Below are 18051 nucleotides of genomic sequence, written 5' to 3' on the forward strand. Positions count from 1 at the left end.
ATACAGAGCCTTTAGTATTACTAGTTATACTGTTATTCCAATTCGTAATTAACGGGCTATTTATTATTCATGTTTTATTACATGTATTTAGCAGTGATAAATTACTATTTTACGAGCGTATTAGTCATACAAGAAATGCAATTACACTTAAAAAAGCTGACAAATAATAATTTGTCAGCTTTTTTTCATACTCGTAAATAACTTTTCTGTATAAGGGCTTAAAAACATTCCTGTTTCATCTAGTGACTTCCTCATTTTTAGAAACGAATGCAATTCTGGATATATATTTTGTAATTTTTCGTACGTTAACGTATGCATTTTCCCCCAATGTGGGCGCCCTTCATACTTTAGAAAAATTTTCTCCACTTCACCAAAATAAGCGGCATATTTCATACCTTTATACATATGAACAGCAATATACGCTGAATCTCTTCCGTACGCTGGACTGAGCCATATATCATCATCTCTCACGTAGCGGCATTCAATCGGGAAGTGTACCTTATACTTTTTCTTTTCAATAAGATTTGAAATCTCTTCTACAACAGTCCTCATATACTTTGAAGGGACACTGTACTCCATTTCATAAAATGGAACCGTACGTGATGTAGCGAACACTTCATAGCTTGGTCCAATTATTTTTGTGTTTGGTACAGCCTTAGCTGATAATCGACTTACTCCTTTACTTATAGAAGGAAACCATTTACACCCTTTAGATAACAAAGAGAACATCCTATTTTCAAGTAACTCCACCTTTAGTTTATGCCATTTCAAATCACTTTCTTTACTCGTTGTTTCGTTTGTAAATTTCACTTGCACTTCATCTGAATAAGGAAAAACGAAAAATTCAAAATGACGATTCTTCTTATATTCTTCTAGTTTGTTCATTACAGTAGTTAATGACTGTTTTTCGCTTTCATAAACGAGAGAATACGCTGGGATAACCTTCAATTTTATCTTTACAATAATACCTAGCATTCCAAGCGACAGCTGAAATGCTTTCCAATATTCGGCGTTTTCGGTTTCTGAACAAACTATACTCTCACCTGTTGATAAAACTGCCGTAATCTCTATAACTTGTGTTGATAAACTCCCAAATGTAACACCCGTCCCATGAGTTCCCGTACTAATCGCTCCTGCAATAGATTGTGAATCAATATCTCCTAAATTTTCTTGCGCATAACCTTTTTCCTGAAGTAACTTCCCTAAATCATGTAACTTTGTTCCCGCCCACACTTCAACAGTCATCTTCTCTGCATCAATATTCATAATGCCCTTCAATTCATCTAAAGAAACTAAAATTTCTTCCGTTTGCACAAGAGGTGTAAAAGAATGCCCTGAACCGACAACACGAATTTTCTTTCCTTTTTTTCGTGCAAGCCCCACAACTTCTACTACATCTTGTATACTTTTTGGATACATCGTATAATGCGGCGTTCCTTCTACATTCCCTGTCCAATTTCTCCATTTTTGTCCCTTTATAGAAAGCATTGTCCATCCCCCCGATATGTTAAATACTCTCCAACAATTTCCCCTTTTTTAATGCGATACAAAACAGGAAAACGCTCACATAACTCTCCAGCTTTACTATGACGAAACAAGATAGAATCTCCTATCGCTACTCGTTCCTCACCGTTATAAAAAATTGGCGTTTGCACTTCACCAGCACCTTCTAAAGCTAATAGTTTTGCACCACTCGGTCGCCAAACCTCAGGCTCTTTATCTTTACCAACTGCACCTGAGGCAATATATCCGCCACCTAGGCAAGTATAAATAAACGGAGCCGGTTTACGCACAACTGGTAAAGCAAATCCAACGGCTGGCTGAAATTTCACTTCTTTATAATAATCAAATAGTTTAGGAGAGTAAAAAGCGGATCCTACAGTAATCTCTGTCACTGATTTATCTTGAACGGTTGTTTTTATACTTCCCGTTCCGCCCCCATTTACAAACCTTAGTTCAATGCCCAAGTTGTGTATTTCTTTTACGATATTCCCTCTTCTTTCGTTAATTTCTAACACTGATTTCTTCTTTAAATACGAAACCACTTTACTTTTCATCCATTGATTCGGTATATGATCCCCCACCCCGGCAATTTGAGCTTCATATCCCATTACACCATCTAGTATTAAATATGATGAGCCCTTCACCTTTTCTACTATTTTCAAAGCGCTCTGCACATCTTTTACTGGGGATCTTTTTACACCAAAATGAAATTGAAAAAAACGGCTACTCATATCAATATCCAAACAAACGCGAAAACACCCTTTAGACTTCTCAGCAATCTTTTCTAAATAAGTAATATGGTCTTCACAATCCACCATACAAGTTATAATGTGCCCTTGCTTTGTTAGCAAACTAATTTCATATAAAGCTCTTTCATCATAAGCAGGATATCCGAGCAATAAATCATTAAATCCTTGTTCAATTAAAAACAAAGCTTCTCTAGGAGAAAAACACATAATACCTTGAAACCGATTATTTGCAGCTAAAATCTTTTTCATAATTGGAACAGAGCGTAATGATTTACTCGCTATACGAATCTTCTTATCTCCACTTAACTCTATAATCGATTGAATATTCCTCTCTAAAGCCACTTCATCTAAAAATGCACACGGTAATGGAACTTCCTTAAAAATTCCTCTATCCACATTTTTCTCTCCTCTTCTATATATGTCTTATACATATTGGAAAGAAAGAATGATTTTCCTGTTTTCAAATAAAAAAAGTTTCTTCTTTACGAAGAAACTTTTTCAAGGCTACTCTACTTCATAGAAATAGTCGCCTCTACTGGATAATGATCCGAGTAATCATTATATGTATATTTTTTGAGCCATGACGTAACCGTCCATTGTGGCGATTTCGACTGTAACACCTTATTCTCTATATACGATGGATTAGCATGGTCCTTACTTGTAATAATATAATCTAAATACTCGGCAGGGCTATCGGGGAAGTTATATTTCGCAATACTGTTTGTCGTCGCATCCCAAGTTGCAGTATGTCCAGTATAAGATGGAATAGAAGCGTGCAATGTTTTGAACATGGATGCGTACTCTGAGTCACTATTGTTCTCAGCATTTATTTTATTTACATTCATATCACCACCAATTAACACATACTCGTTATTTGGTATATTTTTATTTTTAATAAACTCTTGAATTTCTTGTAGCTGTTTTGTACGTACAGATGCTGGCAAAGTTTGTCCACACATATTATCTTCAGCTTGTAAATGCGTCCCAATTACATGAACGAAACGATCATTTTTCTTAATTTTTGTGTATACAAATCCTTTATTCGATAAGTTATCTGGCCCGCAGCCTTTTTCGAATACATATTGAACCTTTTCAACAATTGGCCATTTACTTACAATAGCTACACCGCCATCTTCAGGGGTCGAAGATGAATAGTTACCTAACGTTTTATCCCATTCGTTTCCGTTACTACGACCTAATACCGCTGTTTGGTTTGGATATTCTTTCTTTAAATTCCCTAACAAATGATTCGAAGCGTTATTATCAAATACTTCATTTAATATAACAACATCTTGATTTTTCATATAATCCGCTGCCCCAATTAAATCCGCACGCTCATTTTGTCCCCAGTTTGGATATAAATTCGTTGATAACATATATACATTATGGGTCATTACTTTTAACGTATCATTTTGATTTGTAGACATTTCTGCTTGAGCTGAAGATCCACTATATAAAGCTCCTAAACCAATACCAAAGCTAAGTACACCTTTTAGCAATTTACCTTTCACGTTTCATACCTCCATGTACTGTGTAGTGATAAAAAGGCCAAATACTCTATTCTGAGATTTGACCTTTTTCAAATATTTAACGATTTCCGTACGTATCAAACCAAAGCTGGATGTATCCAGCAGTAACACGTTGTGCATCCATTAATCGCGTACCTGTCATTGGTGTAACTTCAGCGCGCCATTTATCTGCATATTCTTGTGATACAGCTGCTTTCACGAACCAATCTTTCGTATTATCATTTACAATGCCAGAGTAATCTTGTTTCGCAACTACTGCCGCTCCATGAATCCAATCTTCTGGATTTGTACCTTTCCAGTTCCAATATCCATTTCCATCCGTTACTTTATAATTATCTTTTATCGTATCTACAAAGTTTTCATATTTAGAATGGAACCCTTGTGGATACGAAAGATTTGTAAAGTTTGCTGCATGCATCGGTTGATTTACATCCCCTAAATAATGAAGAGATAACCCCAAATAGAAGAATGCTTGTTTCATATCTTTATTTTTGTATGACTCACCTGCTAATTTGAAATATTTAGCTCCAGTTTCCTTTGCCTGCTTTGCAAATGGAATATAAGTTTTTCCATTGTCAGGGTCATAGAAGTGTGAAGCAAATGTGCTATTATCATAATAAGGATTTTCATAGTCAGCAGCATAAATACCGTTCTCTAACTCCGTACGCCATTCATTTAATAGTGCAACTTGATCTTGTTTTACAAGTGTTGTATTACGAGACATAATATCCATTGCACGGTTTACAATCCATAAATGAGAGTTTACGCCTTCTTTATGCTTATCTTCAGCAGACCAGCGCGGAATAACTCCAACTCTCTGTCCTCCATCGTTTTCATGAGCAAATGCAACGCTTTGTAATGGCGCTACTAACGTAATAGCTGCTGCTAAAGCAAGAACTTTCTTTTTCATCTGAAATCCTCCATTTTATAATTGAATTATTGTTCATATTTTTTTAGGATCCTATAATGTCTTCCGGTTAACCTATGACTAGAATATCCCACCTTTCACAAAATTTCTATCAATAAATTAAAATATGCAAATGTTCATATTACTATAACTTTATACATAGTGAACGTAATGAATGAATACACTTACAGTGTAATAAAGTATTGTTAAGCTACTGCAAATAATTTTCTAAACTAATGTAAAAAAAGAGTAAAGCGATTAACCGCTCTACTCTTTTTTTCTTTTCGATAATATACTTGGCAGTTGCACATTAATTGCCAATTTATGAATAAATCCAAACACTAATCCAATCCCAATAAATATGTATAAGATCGTAAATACCTTTCCAAAATCAGTTTGCGGACTAAAATTCCCATCACCGACAGTCGTCAACGTGACCACGCTAAAATATAAAGCGTCAAGAGGACGTAATCCTTCAACTGTACTATAAAAAATCGTCCCCGATGTTAATGTCAACATTGTTAATACGAATAACACTTGAAACTCTTTATCTTTCCATGCTCGTAAACAGGCTCTTAACATCCGTTTCAATGTCAACATAAATGAAAGCATTGGACTTCCCCTTCCAAACAAAAATACCTTTAGTTAAAGGAAAGTCTATCACCTTTCAGTATAGAAAAAAAGTAGCCCTTTTCTATTTCTAGAAAAGGGCTACTTTCTTCTATTGTATATTATTTAGGTGAAACAAGAATTTTCACTTGTTTTTTATCTTTTACAAGTGCTTCAAAGCCTTCTTCAACAACTTGGTCCACTGTAATTTTTTTCGTAATTAATTTCTCTGCTTGAATTTGGCCAGAGCTAATTAATTTAATAACAGCTGGGAATATATGACGATATCCAAGAATACCGATAACTTCTTTTTCTTTTAATACAAGGTTGTTCGGAGTAATTGTCGCATCTTTTTCCCACACACTAACAATTACAGTTTGGCCTTCAAAGCTTGTACTTTCAATTGCTTGACGAAGTACAACTTCAACACCTGTTACTTCAAAGCTAACATTTACACCTAAACCATTTGTTAAGTTACGAATTTCTGCTAGTACATCTTGAGTTGCTGGATTTAATACGTAATCAGCACCTGCTAATTTAGCTAGCTCTTGACGTTCTTTAGAAAGTTCCACTGCGATAACAGGAGTTGCTCCTGCTGCTTTAGCTGCTTGGATAACAAGAAGTCCAATTGGACCACAACCAAATACTGCTACAGCTTCCCCTTCTTTTAATTTACTTTGACGTACTGCATGAACTGCTACTGCTGCTGGTTCTACAAGCGCACCTTGTTCATACGTCATTTCATCTGGAATATGATGAACCATATCTTCTGGTACTACTGTATATTCAGAGAAACCACCGCCGTCTCCACCAAGACCGTGGAAAACAAGTTGTTCACAAACATTGTAATGTCCATGTTTACAAGCTTCACATTTACCACAAGAATAAATTGGTTCTACAACAACGCGGTCTCCCACTTTATGAGATGTAACTCCTTCACCAATTTCTACTACCTCACCACTAAACTCATGACCTAAAATAACCGGTGCTTTTACGTGTGTTAATGGATGTTCTTCTGTTGGAATAAAAATAGGACCTGCTAAATATTCATGCAGGTCTGTCCCGCAGATACCACACCATTTAACTTTAATTTTCACTGCTCCTGGTCTTACAGTTGGTTCTGGTACTTCTTCTACTCGTACATCATGTTGATTATGCCAAAGTAATGCTTTCATTTTATACATCCCTCTCTATGTATATACTTAACCTGGTGAAGTTTACAAATCTATTATAATACTTTTATCCATATATTTCAAAAAACAATCTCGTTTTCACTAATTTTTAACAAATAACGTTCAATATTTTGTCACTTTGTACTTTTTTCCACATCTGTTAATTCAATTTCATTGCGGTTGAAATTAGCATTATGCCATAATAGCATAGGAGAGGTGAATATCGCTTGAAATATTTTATTTACTTTATTGTTATCGTAGCGTTTTTAGATACATTTTCACAATTACCTATTATGAGTACTTTCGCTCAAAGCCTTGGAGGAACCCCTCTTGTTATCGGGCTAGTTGTCGGTATGTACTCATTCGCTAATATGATCGGTAATATTATTGCTGGAGCCGCTGTTGATAAATTTGGTGCAAAAAAAATCCTTTATATAAGCATGGGAATTACGAGTTTCATAGTCTTGTTATACACCGTTGTTCAAAGTGGTGAACAACTATTAGTTGTGCGCTTTATGCACGGTTTTAGTGACGGATTTTTAATTCCTGCTGCCTTTACGTTTTTATCAAAACAAACAAATTCAGCAAGGCAAGGTAAGGCAATGGCTCTATCTGGTGCTGCTGTTGGAACAGCGGCAATCGTAGGACCTGCTTTCAGCGGCATTATGAAAGCAACAGCTGGTATAGAGTGGGTGTTCATTACCATTTCTATTTTAATGGTCCTTGGTACAATCGTATCTCTATTCTTCTTACCAAATAACGTATCAAGGAAAGATACATCAAGAACACAAATGATGAACAAAGAAGATATGATTGAACTATTGAGATCTGAACCTTTATTACAAGCATATATTGGTGCTTTCACACTCATGTTTTCACAAGGGATTGTCACTTATATGTTACCAGTAAAAGTTGAGGCGTTAGCACTTAAAGCATCTACAACAGGCATGATGTTAAGTGTATTCGGAATTACCGCTATCCTCTTCTTCTTACTGCCAACAAATCGCATTTACGATCGATTTAATCGTTCAAAACTAATGCTAATCGGGATTGCAGTAATGGCACTAGCGTTATCTTTACTCGGATTATTTGCAACAAAAGGCATGCTCTTTATCGTTATGATGATTTATGGAATTGGATTCGCTATCCTCTTCCCAGCAATTAATGCTTTACTTGTTGAAAATACAACAGATGGTAACCGAGGGAAAGCATTCGGATTGTTTTATGCATTCTTCTCGTTAGGAGTTGTTGCTGGCTCCTTTACAGTCGGAGCAATCGGAGCATCTCCTAGCGCTAGCTTTGTTATCGGAACTGCATTCTTATTAACATTTGCTGGCATGATTTATGTAAGAAGCAAAGTGAAAAAGACAATGATGGGGTAGCCCATCATTGTCTTTTTTTTAAAATGCATATTGATATAATCCGTAATATAACGGAAAAGTTGGGATAATGCCAATTAATTTAAATATAAAAGGTAATGGCTCATCTTTCTCTTCATATAATCGTAAAACAAAAACTGCAGTTAAAGTCCAAATGATGCTAAACACAAAGATGCATTGCCAAACGATCGGCGTCAATATTTGTACATCAAAAACAAATCCAAATAGTCCTATCCATGTAATAATAGACACTACAAAATCAAACTTTTGAATCGGTGTTTGAAACATCCCTCTTACTAACGAAGTAATAGCTAATATCGCTACAATTACTAAATAAATTTTCCACAACATAATGATAATCTCCTATTCAATTCAACTTTTAACTTTCAACAAACCATATTTAATGAATAATATGGCATTATATTTTTCATAGAAATAATACAACGGATAACAAAATAAGAAGAAAATAAGTACGGTTGGTACATGATCTACAATAGAAAAATGTTTTCCTAGCAATTCTTTAATACTCTCTCCAATAATAATAAACAGTGGGATAATACAAATTGCCACTAATATTAAACATGGTGTTATCCTCATTTCTTTCAGCTTTACCTTACAATGCGGACACCTTAATGAAAAAGGATGTGGGATATCGATAATATGTTGTGCAGTAATAATCTCTTCACATTGTGGACATGCAATTGTTTCTTTCATTTATAACTCCCTCCTTTCTGTCATTAAAAAGGAGCTCTTCCAATAGAGCTCTTTTTTCGCCTAATATATTACTTTTGTGTATAGCCAAATAACAATGTAAATAAATTGCACTGTAAAAGCAATGCTACATCTCTTCTTTTAAAAAGAAAGTTTATAAATACCAACGATACTTCGACAATTTCCTCGGAAATATTTCCTTTCCCCACATAATTTGATACACTACATATAGATAAACAGTTGTATTACACAAGCTAAAATAATAACTTACTGTACAAATATAAAAGCACACTCTTCATATGAAGAATGTGCTTTTATTTTATTAACGTCTAATCCAAACAGCACCTGCAGACTTATCATCTGCTTGTCCAACAACTTGGAATTTAAGCCCAAGGTTTGGAACTTTTCGTCCTGCGTCAGCAATTTGTTTGTTGCTGTATACTTTTGAATCATCAAATGTTGTAACACCTTGTAATCCGGTATAATTAAATTGTCCACGTGTTAATGAATTTGCACTCCATGCTGGCGTTTGATCAAATGAAAATGCAGCATCTGCAATTTGCATTCCAGTATTACCGTACGCTGGTTTCCCGTTTAGATTGCCAACTAACGCTTCTGGATGAGAGTCAACAACACCAAGGAATCCTTCACCTGGATGCACCCCAACCCAGTTGTCTTTGAAGCTATCATCTGCATACCAAACGACAAGACCTGTATTATACACCGGACCTCTTCCCGCTTTTAATCCATTATCTGACCCAGCATAGTTTCTCCACTCTAGATAATAATAATGGGGTTTCTTTTCTGTCCCATCAGAAACAACGAATCCATTTAACTTCATTTTAGATTGTCCTTCTGCATCATCTGAAAATACTACTTGTCCATCAACTGTTACATTTACATTATCCATTGCAAAACCTTTATATGTTAAAGCTGGATCTGTAATATAGTCGAATTGTAGTTTAACTTTCTTCCCTTTGAACTGACTTAAATCGTATGATTTATCAATCCATTTCCCATCTGTTGTATCTTTATCATCTTGTACTATCTTTTCTCCTAATCTATCAATCAATGTTTTTGTTCCATCTTCAGTTACAACATGTACTTCGATGAAATCACACTCAGCTTCTAATTCATAATTCGCCTTATAATCAAACTTTGCATTTGTTCCCTTCGTTAAATCAAAGAACGGTGTTTCTAATTTCGTATGAATATCATCGCCTCTTGTACTATAGTATGCCTGTTTTCCAAACCCAGGCTTAATTGTTTCGATACTCTTATCTGGTAAATTGACACGTACTATACCTGGACGATTTGATTTTGTAACACTTTGATCAATATATGTAGGAACTCCTACACCACGCTTAATTTTATCGTAATCTACTTCTAAAATTTTCGCCCAGTTGCCGCCCATATTCTTTTGTAAAAAATCTTTATTTTGTGGAGAAAAACTAGTTGGCTCTGTTCCTGCGATTTTCCCTGTCCAGCTACCTCCACTCATCAATGACCAAGCTTCGACTGGTGATCCAGTTCCAGTATACTTCGTATCATATTCATCCGGTAAACCAAGGTCATGTCCAAATTCATGTGCAAACACACCTACTGCACCGTCTTCTGGTTCAATTGTGTAATCATGCGCTGCTACTTTTCCATCCCAATAATCTACCTTTGATTTTGTACCTTCAATCGCTACTGGATCTCTTGCTAATTTTGAACGATGTGACCAAATCGCATCATCACCTAATTTACCGCCACCAGCTTCTTGACCAACACCAGCATGGATTACCATTAAATGATCAATTACACCGTCAGATTCATTTTGATTCCCATCACCATTTGTATCATATCTATCGAATTGATCAAATTGAGATAAATCTAACCCTTTCTCAGCAGCTGCTTGTAAAGCTTCCTTCACTAAATCACGTGCACCTTTTGGTCCTTTATTATCATGACCACTGCTACCATCAGCTCCGTAATCAGATGCTTTGCCTGGGACAGTTAGCCACTCCGTTACATATCCGTCTGTCGTATAACTACCGCCAGACTGCTCTTCATAATATTGTTTAAATGTTTTTACTTTCGAACCATCAAATAATGTGTAAGGTTCCTTACCGAATAACATCTTTTGATAATGTTCTCTACTAAAGTCTTTCGAATACATATAACCTGGTGTTTGTTCAATATTATTATGTTTATAATCACTAAATTCAACGAGTAACACTAACACTTTATCATTGCGGGCAGGTCCACTATATGGAGCTTGTTTCGCCTTAGAAGTTGGAACTTGCCCATTCAATTGCTTTTTATTTGGTTCCGGCTTTTGATCAGGACTAACATTTTTTTCAGCTTTCTTTACTTTTTCCTTTTCTTCCATCTTTTTCTCTTTTACCTTTTTCACGAAATCAGATGCTTCTTGAGCAGCATCATCTGGAAGAATTTCTTTATTTGCCTGATCCCCTTGTTTCTTTTCAATATATTGCTCTACAGCCCTTTTTGTCTCTTCTTTTGATGATGCTGGATTAATTGTTCCTCTTTCTTTCAGCGCTTCCGCTAAACGATCTTCTTGAATTAAGTTATGATCAATTGGCGTTGTAGACACACTTTCTTTTGCTGGCGTTTCTGCGTATGCTAACGGAGCACTCATTACAGCTGAGCATCCGATGAATGTCGCGATCGTTAATGATGACAACACTTTAAATGGCGCTTTTTTTCTCATTTTAATCATCCCCTTGTATCAATCTTAAACTTCAGATAAAAACACGTAATCTATCCTCCCTTGTATAATAAAAGACATGATTCTATAAGCAATAAGCTTTCTGTTATAGAATCATGCCCTCCAGTTTTCTGGTCAGACCCTCTATCTTTTTATGTCGAAATGTGAAAAATAAAGAGTGATTTGTTATATATTAAATAGCTTATATTAAAAATTTAAAAGACAATATGCACAATTGCATGAAAATTCTTTCAAACAAAAAAAAGAACCCAAGTTAATTAAACTCGGGTTCTCTATTTCGTATTATTTCTCTTGTGTTTTTTCCCAATCAGCTAAGAATTTCTCAATTCCTTGATCTGTTAATGGGTGCTTCACTAATGAAGCGATTACGTTTGCTGGGATTGTTGCAATATGTGAACCGTTTAATGCTGCTTCTGTTACGTGAACACTGTGACGTACAGATGCTGCAATGATTTCTGTTTCAATGCCGTGAATTGCAAAGATTTCTGCGATTTGGCGAATTAAGTCCATACCGTTATGACCGATATCATCTAAGCGACCTAAGAACGGTGAAACGTATGTCGCACCAGCGCGAGCTGCAAGTAATGCTTGCACTGCTGAGAATACTAATGTAACGTTTGTACGAATTCCTAAATCTGAGAATGCTTTTACTGCTTTTAAGCCTTCTGTTGTCATTGGAACTTTTACAACAACGTTTGGAGCGATTTTTGCTAACTCTTTTCCTTCTTCAATCATTTTATCAGCTTCTAAGCTAATTACTTCTGCGCTTACAGGTCCTTCAATAAAGCTGCAAATTTCACGAATACGCTCATGGAAATCTACGCCTTCTTTTGCTACAAGCGATGGATTTGTCGTTACTCCAGCTACTACACCTAATGCATTTGCCTCTTTAATTTCGTTAATGTTTGCTGTATCAATAAAAAATTTCATTTGTTATTCTTCCTTCCTAATTTTCATTTTATATTTATTTATTTTTTCTTAATAAGCTCTAATTCAATCGGAACAAATTTGTCCACTTTTTTACCTTGTGTTATTTCTTTCGCTGTTTCCATCGCCTTCTCTCCGATTAATTCCGGTTTTTGAGCGACTGTTGCTGCCATGCGCCCATCTTTAACCGCTTTTACAGCATCGTCCGTTGCATCAAATCCAACAACGACTACGTCCGTTTTGCCAGCAGATTTCAACGCCTCAAGTGCGCCTAATGCCATTTCATCGTTATGAGCAAACACTGCTTTTATATCGCTATTTGCTTGCAAAATATTTTCCATAACGGATAACCCTTTTGCACGATCGAAATCAGCTGCTTGTTTTGCTACTACTTTTAAAGACTTATCAGCTACGTTATGGAATCCTTTCCCACGCTCACGAGCAGCAGACGATCCTGGGATTCCTTCTAACTCAGCAACATTTGTTCCTTCACCAACTAATTCCCGAATGTAATCACTAGCCATTTGACCACCTTCGACATTGTTAGAAGCAATGTGAGAAACAACTTTACCTGAATTCGCAACTCGGTCTACTGTAATAACAGGAACATTGGCTGCATTAGCTGCACTTACCGCTGAAGCAACGGCATCTGAGTCAGTTGGATTAATAACAACTACATCGACACCTTTTTGAATTAAATCTTCAACATCGTTTGTTTGCTTCGCTGCATCATTTTGTGCATCAACAGCAATTAGTTCAATGCCACTATCTTTTGCTTTCTTTTCTGCACCTTTTTTCAACGTGACGAAAAATGGATTATTTAAAGTGGAAACAGAAAATCCAACTTTAATAGTTTTATTTCGACCTTTATCGCCAGAATCCTTTGCCCAATCTGGTGGTTCCATTGAACAACCAGCAGTAACTACCATGATGCATGCAACGAGTATCAGTAACCATCTTTTCATGAATTGCCCCTCCATTACGCTTCTTTTCGACGATCAATTAGTACAGCTAGTAAGATTACAAGTCCTTTTACAACTTGTTGGAAGAAAGAAGATACACCTAATAAATTTAAACCGTTATTTAGTACACCAATAATAAGCACACCGATGAATGTACCAACAATCCATCCTCTTCCACCTGAAAGACTCGTTCCTCCTAACACAACTGCAGCAATTGCATCTAATTCGTAAGAAGTACCAGCAGTCGGCTGTGCAGAATCTAATCTTGATGTTAAGACAATACCTGCAAGCGCTGCCAAAATTCCGGAAAGACCGTAAATCATTACTTTAATTCTCGTAACATTAATACCAGATAAAGCTGCCGCTTCTTCATTTCCACCAATCGCAAACGTACGGCGACCAAACGTTGTTTTCTTTAAAATAAAGTACAGTACTGCAAAAGCGATCATCATTGTAACGGCTGGCACAGGAATACCAAGGAAATAACCACGGCCAAACATTTGGAACATTAAATGATCACCAAGACCAGTGATCGGACGTCCGTCCATATAAACAAGCGTCAACCCGCGAAAAATAGTCATTGTTGCTAAAGTTGCAATAAACGGAGCTACTTTTCCCTTCGCAATAATGATACCGTTTATAATTCCCATTGCAAGACCTGCTAATAATCCAACTACCATTGCAAGGAACGGATCCATGCCACTTGCCATCATTCCGGCAACAAGTGCACTTGATAATGCTAAAATAGAACCTACCGATAAGTCAATACCCCCTGTTAAAATAACGAAGGTCATTCCAAATGCAATGAGTGCATTAATCGATACTTGGCGCAGTATATTAAATAAATTTGGAATTTCAATAAATGCTGGATTTAAAGCTGTAATTACTACGATAATTAATACTAATCCAATTAAAGAACCAAGTTGTTGTAATACATTCCCCTTCTTAGCCATATCTTACTCTCCCCCTGTAGCTAGTGCCATAATAGACTCTTGCGATGCCTGATCCTTCTCTAAAATACCACCGATTTTCCCCTCATGAATGACGAGAACACGATCACTCATTCCTAAAACTTCTGGAAGCTCAGACGATACCATAATAACGGAATCTCCTTGCTCGGTAAGCTTATTCATAATAGAGTAAATTTCTTTTTTAGCCCCAACATCTACACCTCTCGTTGGTTCATCTAAAATGAGTAACTGCGGATGAATACCTAACCATTTTGCAATTACAATCTTTTGCTGATTTCCACCAGAAAGAGATTTTACAGCTTGCTCTCCGTTTGCTGCTTTCACGTTAAGAAGCTTCATCATATCCTCTGTAAATTGCTGTTCTAAACCTTTATTAACAACGCTTCCCTTTGAAAGACTTTCTAAATTTGGTAAAGCTAAATTTTCACGAATCGAAAAATCTAACACAAGCCCTTCAGATTTTCTATCCTCTGTAATAAAGGCAATTCGTTGTCTAATCGCATCAATTGGACTATCAATTTTCACTTCTTGTCCATTCATAAAAATTTGTCCTGAATCAAGCGGTTCATATCCAAATATCGCTTTCATAATATCCGTGCGACCAGCTCCCATCAAGCCCGCAACACCAAGGATTTCACCTTTTCTAACTTGAAACGAAACATTTTCAAATTTCCCCTTTTTCGTTCCGTTACGCATTTCAAAAATCACTTCGCCAATTTGACTATTTCGTTCTGGATAACGTTCACCAATACTACGACCCACCATCATGCTAACTACTTCATCAAATGATGTCTCCGGAATTAATCTTTTCCCTACATATTCTCCATCACGTAAAATCGTAATAGCATCACATATTGAAAAAATTTCTTCCATCCGGTGTGAAATATAAACGAACGAAACGCCCTCTTTACGCAATTTATTAATAACAATAAACAGTGTTTCAATTTCGCGATCTGTTAACGCTGCTGTAGGTTCATCCATAATAATAACGCTCGCATTTGTCATTAATGCTTTAGCAATTTCAATAATTTGCTGTTGTCCAACTGATAATTCACCTGCTAGCATAGCGCCTCTCACATGTAGACCAAGATCTGCCAATTGCTGCTGAGCAATCGCATTCATTTGACGCGTACGTAAAATGCCCGTTTTTCCATACATTAACTCTTTTCCAAGAAACATATTTTCAGCTACCGTTAAATTCGGTAATATGTTCAACTCTTGATGGATAAATGCAATACCGTACTCTTCCGCTTCTTTCGCATTTTTAAAAGTTCGTTCTTGTCCATCAATTGTGACTGCTCCACTGTCTTTTTTATATACACCTGTTAGAATCTTCATGAGCGTCGATTTCCCCGCTCCGTTTTCCCCCATCAATGCATGGACTTCTCCTGTTTCAATCATAAACTGTGCGTTTTTTAGAACAGGATTACCACTGAACGCTTTTGAAATGTTCTTCATTTCAATATGCATTCTCATCACATCCCTTTATTAAAAAATCACGCCTGCATGTAAAATAACATTCGCATAAGGCGTTGCTTCTCCTGTACGAATAATCGCCTTCGCTCTCTTTGTATACTCTTTAAATTCCTTATGAGACACATATTCAAATGCTGGCTCTATTAAACGCATCTCAACTTCTTTATTTACCTCTGCATTATTTGTAATAACTTCTTCTGCTAACATCACTTTTTCAATTGCCATATCATCAGCAACAACTTGTAATACGTCTAAAAAACTAGGTTTTCCGATTTCAACTGCTAAATCAATTCGTTTTACTCCATCAGGAATAGGTAACCCGCAATCAGCAATTACAATCGTATCTGTATGTCCAAGTGAAGCAAGGACTGCCGCAATTTCACTATTTAATACACCGTGCTTTTTCATCCAACAATCACCTGCACTTCACGTACTCTATCTCTCGTTGGCATACCGCCCTGTGCCCCAAGTCTTGTTACAGAAAGACCACCAGCAATATTTGCGAAACGAATAGCCTTTTGAAGTATTTCTCCTTCAGAAAGCGCAACTGCTAACGCGCCGTTAAATGTATCACCAGCTCCAGTCGTATCTACTACATCTACGGCAATACTTGGAACTTGAATAACTTCCGTTCCGTTATGAAAACGAACACCATTAGAACCTTCTGTCATCAGTAGTTTGTTTGGATATTTAGCCAGTAAATCTTCAATTGGTGATGTAAAATCATCTAATACAATGCGACATTCATGCTCATTCGGCGTAATATAATTCGCTTTTTCTAAAATATCTTCTGATAAAAATTGTGCTGGAGCTGGATTCAACATAACTGGAATTTTATGCTCCTCACAAATAGACAGAACGTATTTTACTGTTTCAAGCGGAATCTCTAGTTGAAGAACAACCATATCAGCTTTTACAAGAAGGTCTTTTGAACGATCTACAATCGACTCATTTACAAGAGCATTTGCTCCTTGTACGACAACAATACTGTTATCCTCTTCTGCTAAAACGATATGAGCGATTCCTGTCGTTCTATCTGTAACCGGTACCACATAGTCGATAAAAACGCGTTCGTTCTCTAAATTTTTTCTAACTACCGTTCCGTAATCATCATTTCCTACTGCACCAACCATCGCTACATTTGCTCCTAATCTAGCTGCAGCTACTGCTTGGTTGGCCCCTTTCCCTCCTGGGATCGTATGAAATGCTTCACCAATTACCGTTTCGCCTGCTTTCGGCCGTATTTTTGAAACAGCCACTAAGTCCATTGAAATACTACCTACTACTGCAATATTTGGCATCTGTCTCATCTCCTTACTTCGTTGTATTTCGTTCTATAATTTCAATCGGTAAACGATAGTGTTTCTCTTCTAATGGATTTCCTTCCATCTGCTCTAACAACAACTCTGTTGCAATTTTCCCCATTTCATAAATTGGCTGTGCAACAGTTGTAATAGATGGATACATCATTTCTGTTAAAGAAATTCCATCGAATCCGATAATTTGTAAATCGTCTGGAATAGAAATTCCCTTTTGAAGTGCAGCCTTTACAACGCCGATTGCAATTAAATCATTCCCAGCAACAATCCCATCAATATGCGGATATTCTTCCAATAATCCTACCGCGACCTGTTCACTATTAGCTGGATCGAATGTACTCTCTGCAATCATATAAGAAAGATTATTTTGCGTAATAACATCTACAAAACCTTCAAAACGTTCATTAGCTGTGCTCACATCACGCGGTCCGCGAATATGTGCAATATGTTTACACCCTTTGTCTATTAATAACTTTGTCGCCGCCTGACTCCCTGCATAGTTATCTGCATATACAGTAGGAATGCGCTCATTAAACATTCGGTCAATCGCAACAACTGGAATAGACAAATTCATGTAATTAACACTATTTTGTGGATTCGTTGCCACAATAAACCCATCCACATTATTTTGTCTAAGCACATCAATGTATTGTTTCTCTTTTTCTAAATTTTCATCAGAGTTACAAAGGACAACTGTGTAACCTTGCTTATGTGCTACATCTTCTACGGCACGTGCAATTTCTGGAAAGAATGGATTCACGATATTTGGAACAACTAAGCCAATTAAACGAGATTTTTTATTGTATAAAGATCGTGCTACTGTACTAGGTTTATAATCTAGCATTTCAATTGCTCGCTCTACTTTTTTTAATGTATCCTCATGAACATATCCATTTTTATTTAACACTCTGGAAACGGTCGCAACAGATACCCCTGCTAATTTTGCAACGTCTTTAATCGTACTCATTCTCTTTTCTCCTCATTTCATGTAACCGTTTACACAAAATAATATAACGCATTTATGAAAATACGTCAATCATTTCTCACTAAAAAGCTTTTAAGGTTATACTCAAAAAAAGCACCGCCATAAGGCGATGCTTTTT

Annotated in this window: 17 protein-coding genes and 1 pseudogene; 2 read left to right on the forward strand and 16 right to left on the reverse strand. The window is 36.4% G+C overall.

The annotated features are described in order from the left end of the window. Window positions 1-167: pseudogene (locus tag AB3X48_RS03485) on the forward strand (VanZ family protein); the annotation flags it as partial. Window positions 168-174: 7 nt separating this feature from the next. Here AB3X48_RS03485 and AB3X48_RS03490 read toward each other — a convergent pair. From AB3X48_RS03490 to bdhA, 6 genes are all read right to left on the reverse strand, one after another. Continuing rightward, complete coding sequence (locus AB3X48_RS03490; RefSeq protein ID WP_016103551.1) at window positions 175-1488, reverse strand: D-arabinono-1,4-lactone oxidase; 1314 nt, start codon at window positions 1486-1488, stop codon at window positions 175-177. Continuing rightward, window positions 1476-2648 carry an amino acid deaminase/aldolase gene (locus AB3X48_RS03495; RefSeq protein ID WP_016103550.1) on the reverse strand — a complete coding sequence of 391 codons (1173 nt, stop codon included), beginning with the start codon at window positions 2646-2648 and terminating at the stop codon, window positions 1476-1478. The genes AB3X48_RS03490 and AB3X48_RS03495 overlap by 13 nt, the downstream gene beginning before the upstream one ends. Window positions 2649-2761: 113 nt before the next feature. Next, window positions 2762-3763, reverse strand: coding sequence for a sphingomyelinase C (gene sph, locus AB3X48_RS03500; RefSeq protein ID WP_016103549.1), 1002 nt, complete (start codon window positions 3761-3763; stop codon window positions 2762-2764). 76 nt (window positions 3764-3839) lie between these two features. Next, a complete protein-coding gene (gene cerA / locus AB3X48_RS03505) occupies window positions 3840-4691 on the reverse strand; it encodes a phospholipase CerA (protein WP_002114146.1) in 852 nt (283 codons plus the stop codon). Between the two features lie 264 nt (window positions 4692-4955). Continuing rightward, window positions 4956-5300: a potassium channel family protein gene (locus tag AB3X48_RS03510; protein ID WP_016103546.1), complete on the reverse strand. Its 345-nt coding sequence runs from the start codon at window positions 5298-5300 to the stop codon at window positions 4956-4958. Between the two features lie 119 nt (window positions 5301-5419). Then, window positions 5420-6472: a (R,R)-butanediol dehydrogenase gene (gene bdhA / locus AB3X48_RS03515; RefSeq protein ID WP_002114142.1), complete on the reverse strand. Its 1053-nt coding sequence runs from the start codon at window positions 6470-6472 to the stop codon at window positions 5420-5422. A gap of 224 nt (window positions 6473-6696) precedes the next feature. Between bdhA and AB3X48_RS03520 the strand changes: the two genes are divergently transcribed. After that, window positions 6697-7851, forward strand: coding sequence for an MFS transporter (locus tag AB3X48_RS03520; protein WP_002114139.1), 1155 nt, complete (start codon window positions 6697-6699; stop codon window positions 7849-7851). An 18-nt stretch (window positions 7852-7869) separates the two neighbouring features. On the opposite strand, the gene AB3X48_RS03525 is transcribed toward AB3X48_RS03520, so the two are convergent. The 10 genes from AB3X48_RS03525 to rbsR all read right to left on the reverse strand — a co-directional run bounded on the left by AB3X48_RS03525 (window position 7870) and on the right by rbsR (window position 17915). Continuing rightward, window positions 7870-8199: a hypothetical protein gene (locus AB3X48_RS03525; protein WP_002159283.1), complete on the reverse strand. Its 330-nt coding sequence runs from the start codon at window positions 8197-8199 to the stop codon at window positions 7870-7872. A gap of 21 nt (window positions 8200-8220) precedes the next feature. Continuing rightward, entirely contained in the window at window positions 8221-8562 is a 342-nt protein-coding gene (locus AB3X48_RS03530; protein WP_016103545.1) for a YcnL family membrane protein, read from the reverse strand. 319 nt (window positions 8563-8881) lie between these two features. Next, a complete protein-coding gene (gene inhA2 / locus AB3X48_RS03535) occupies window positions 8882-11275 on the reverse strand; it encodes a M6 family metalloprotease immune inhibitor InhA2 (protein ID WP_016103544.1) in 2394 nt (797 codons plus the stop codon). A gap of 300 nt (window positions 11276-11575) precedes the next feature. Continuing rightward, on the reverse strand, window positions 11576-12223 hold the full coding sequence (fsa, locus tag AB3X48_RS03540) for a fructose-6-phosphate aldolase (protein WP_000667669.1): 648 nt from the start codon (window positions 12221-12223) through the stop codon (window positions 11576-11578). A 38-nt stretch (window positions 12224-12261) separates the two neighbouring features. After that, on the reverse strand, window positions 12262-13185 hold the full coding sequence (gene rbsB, locus AB3X48_RS03545) for a ribose ABC transporter substrate-binding protein RbsB (protein ID WP_016103543.1): 924 nt from the start codon (window positions 13183-13185) through the stop codon (window positions 12262-12264). A gap of 14 nt (window positions 13186-13199) precedes the next feature. Beyond that, a complete protein-coding gene (locus tag AB3X48_RS03550; RefSeq protein ID WP_002114125.1) occupies window positions 13200-14135 on the reverse strand; it encodes an ABC transporter permease subunit in 936 nt (311 codons plus the stop codon). 3 nt (window positions 14136-14138) lie between these two features. Then, window positions 14139-15623 (reverse strand): ribose ABC transporter ATP-binding protein RbsA, encoded by a 1485-nt coding sequence (gene rbsA / locus AB3X48_RS03555; RefSeq protein ID WP_016103542.1) that lies wholly within the window; start codon window positions 15621-15623, stop codon window positions 14139-14141. 18 nt (window positions 15624-15641) lie between these two features. Then, window positions 15642-16037 carry a D-ribose pyranase gene (rbsD, locus tag AB3X48_RS03560; protein WP_016103541.1) on the reverse strand — a complete coding sequence of 132 codons (396 nt, stop codon included), beginning with the start codon at window positions 16035-16037 and terminating at the stop codon, window positions 15642-15644. Then, complete coding sequence (gene rbsK, locus AB3X48_RS03565) at window positions 16034-16930, reverse strand: ribokinase (protein WP_016103540.1); 897 nt, start codon at window positions 16928-16930, stop codon at window positions 16034-16036. The genes rbsD and rbsK overlap by 4 nt, the downstream gene beginning before the upstream one ends. A gap of 13 nt (window positions 16931-16943) precedes the next feature. Then, window positions 16944-17915 (reverse strand): ribose operon transcriptional repressor RbsR, encoded by a 972-nt coding sequence (gene rbsR, locus AB3X48_RS03570; RefSeq protein WP_002159290.1) that lies wholly within the window; start codon window positions 17913-17915, stop codon window positions 16944-16946. Window positions 17916-18051 lie beyond the last annotated feature (136 nt).

The organism is Bacillus sp. S4, from assembly GCF_040838205.1.
GTDB lineage: Bacteria > Bacillota > Bacilli > Bacillales > Bacillaceae_G > Bacillus_A > Bacillus_A cereus_U.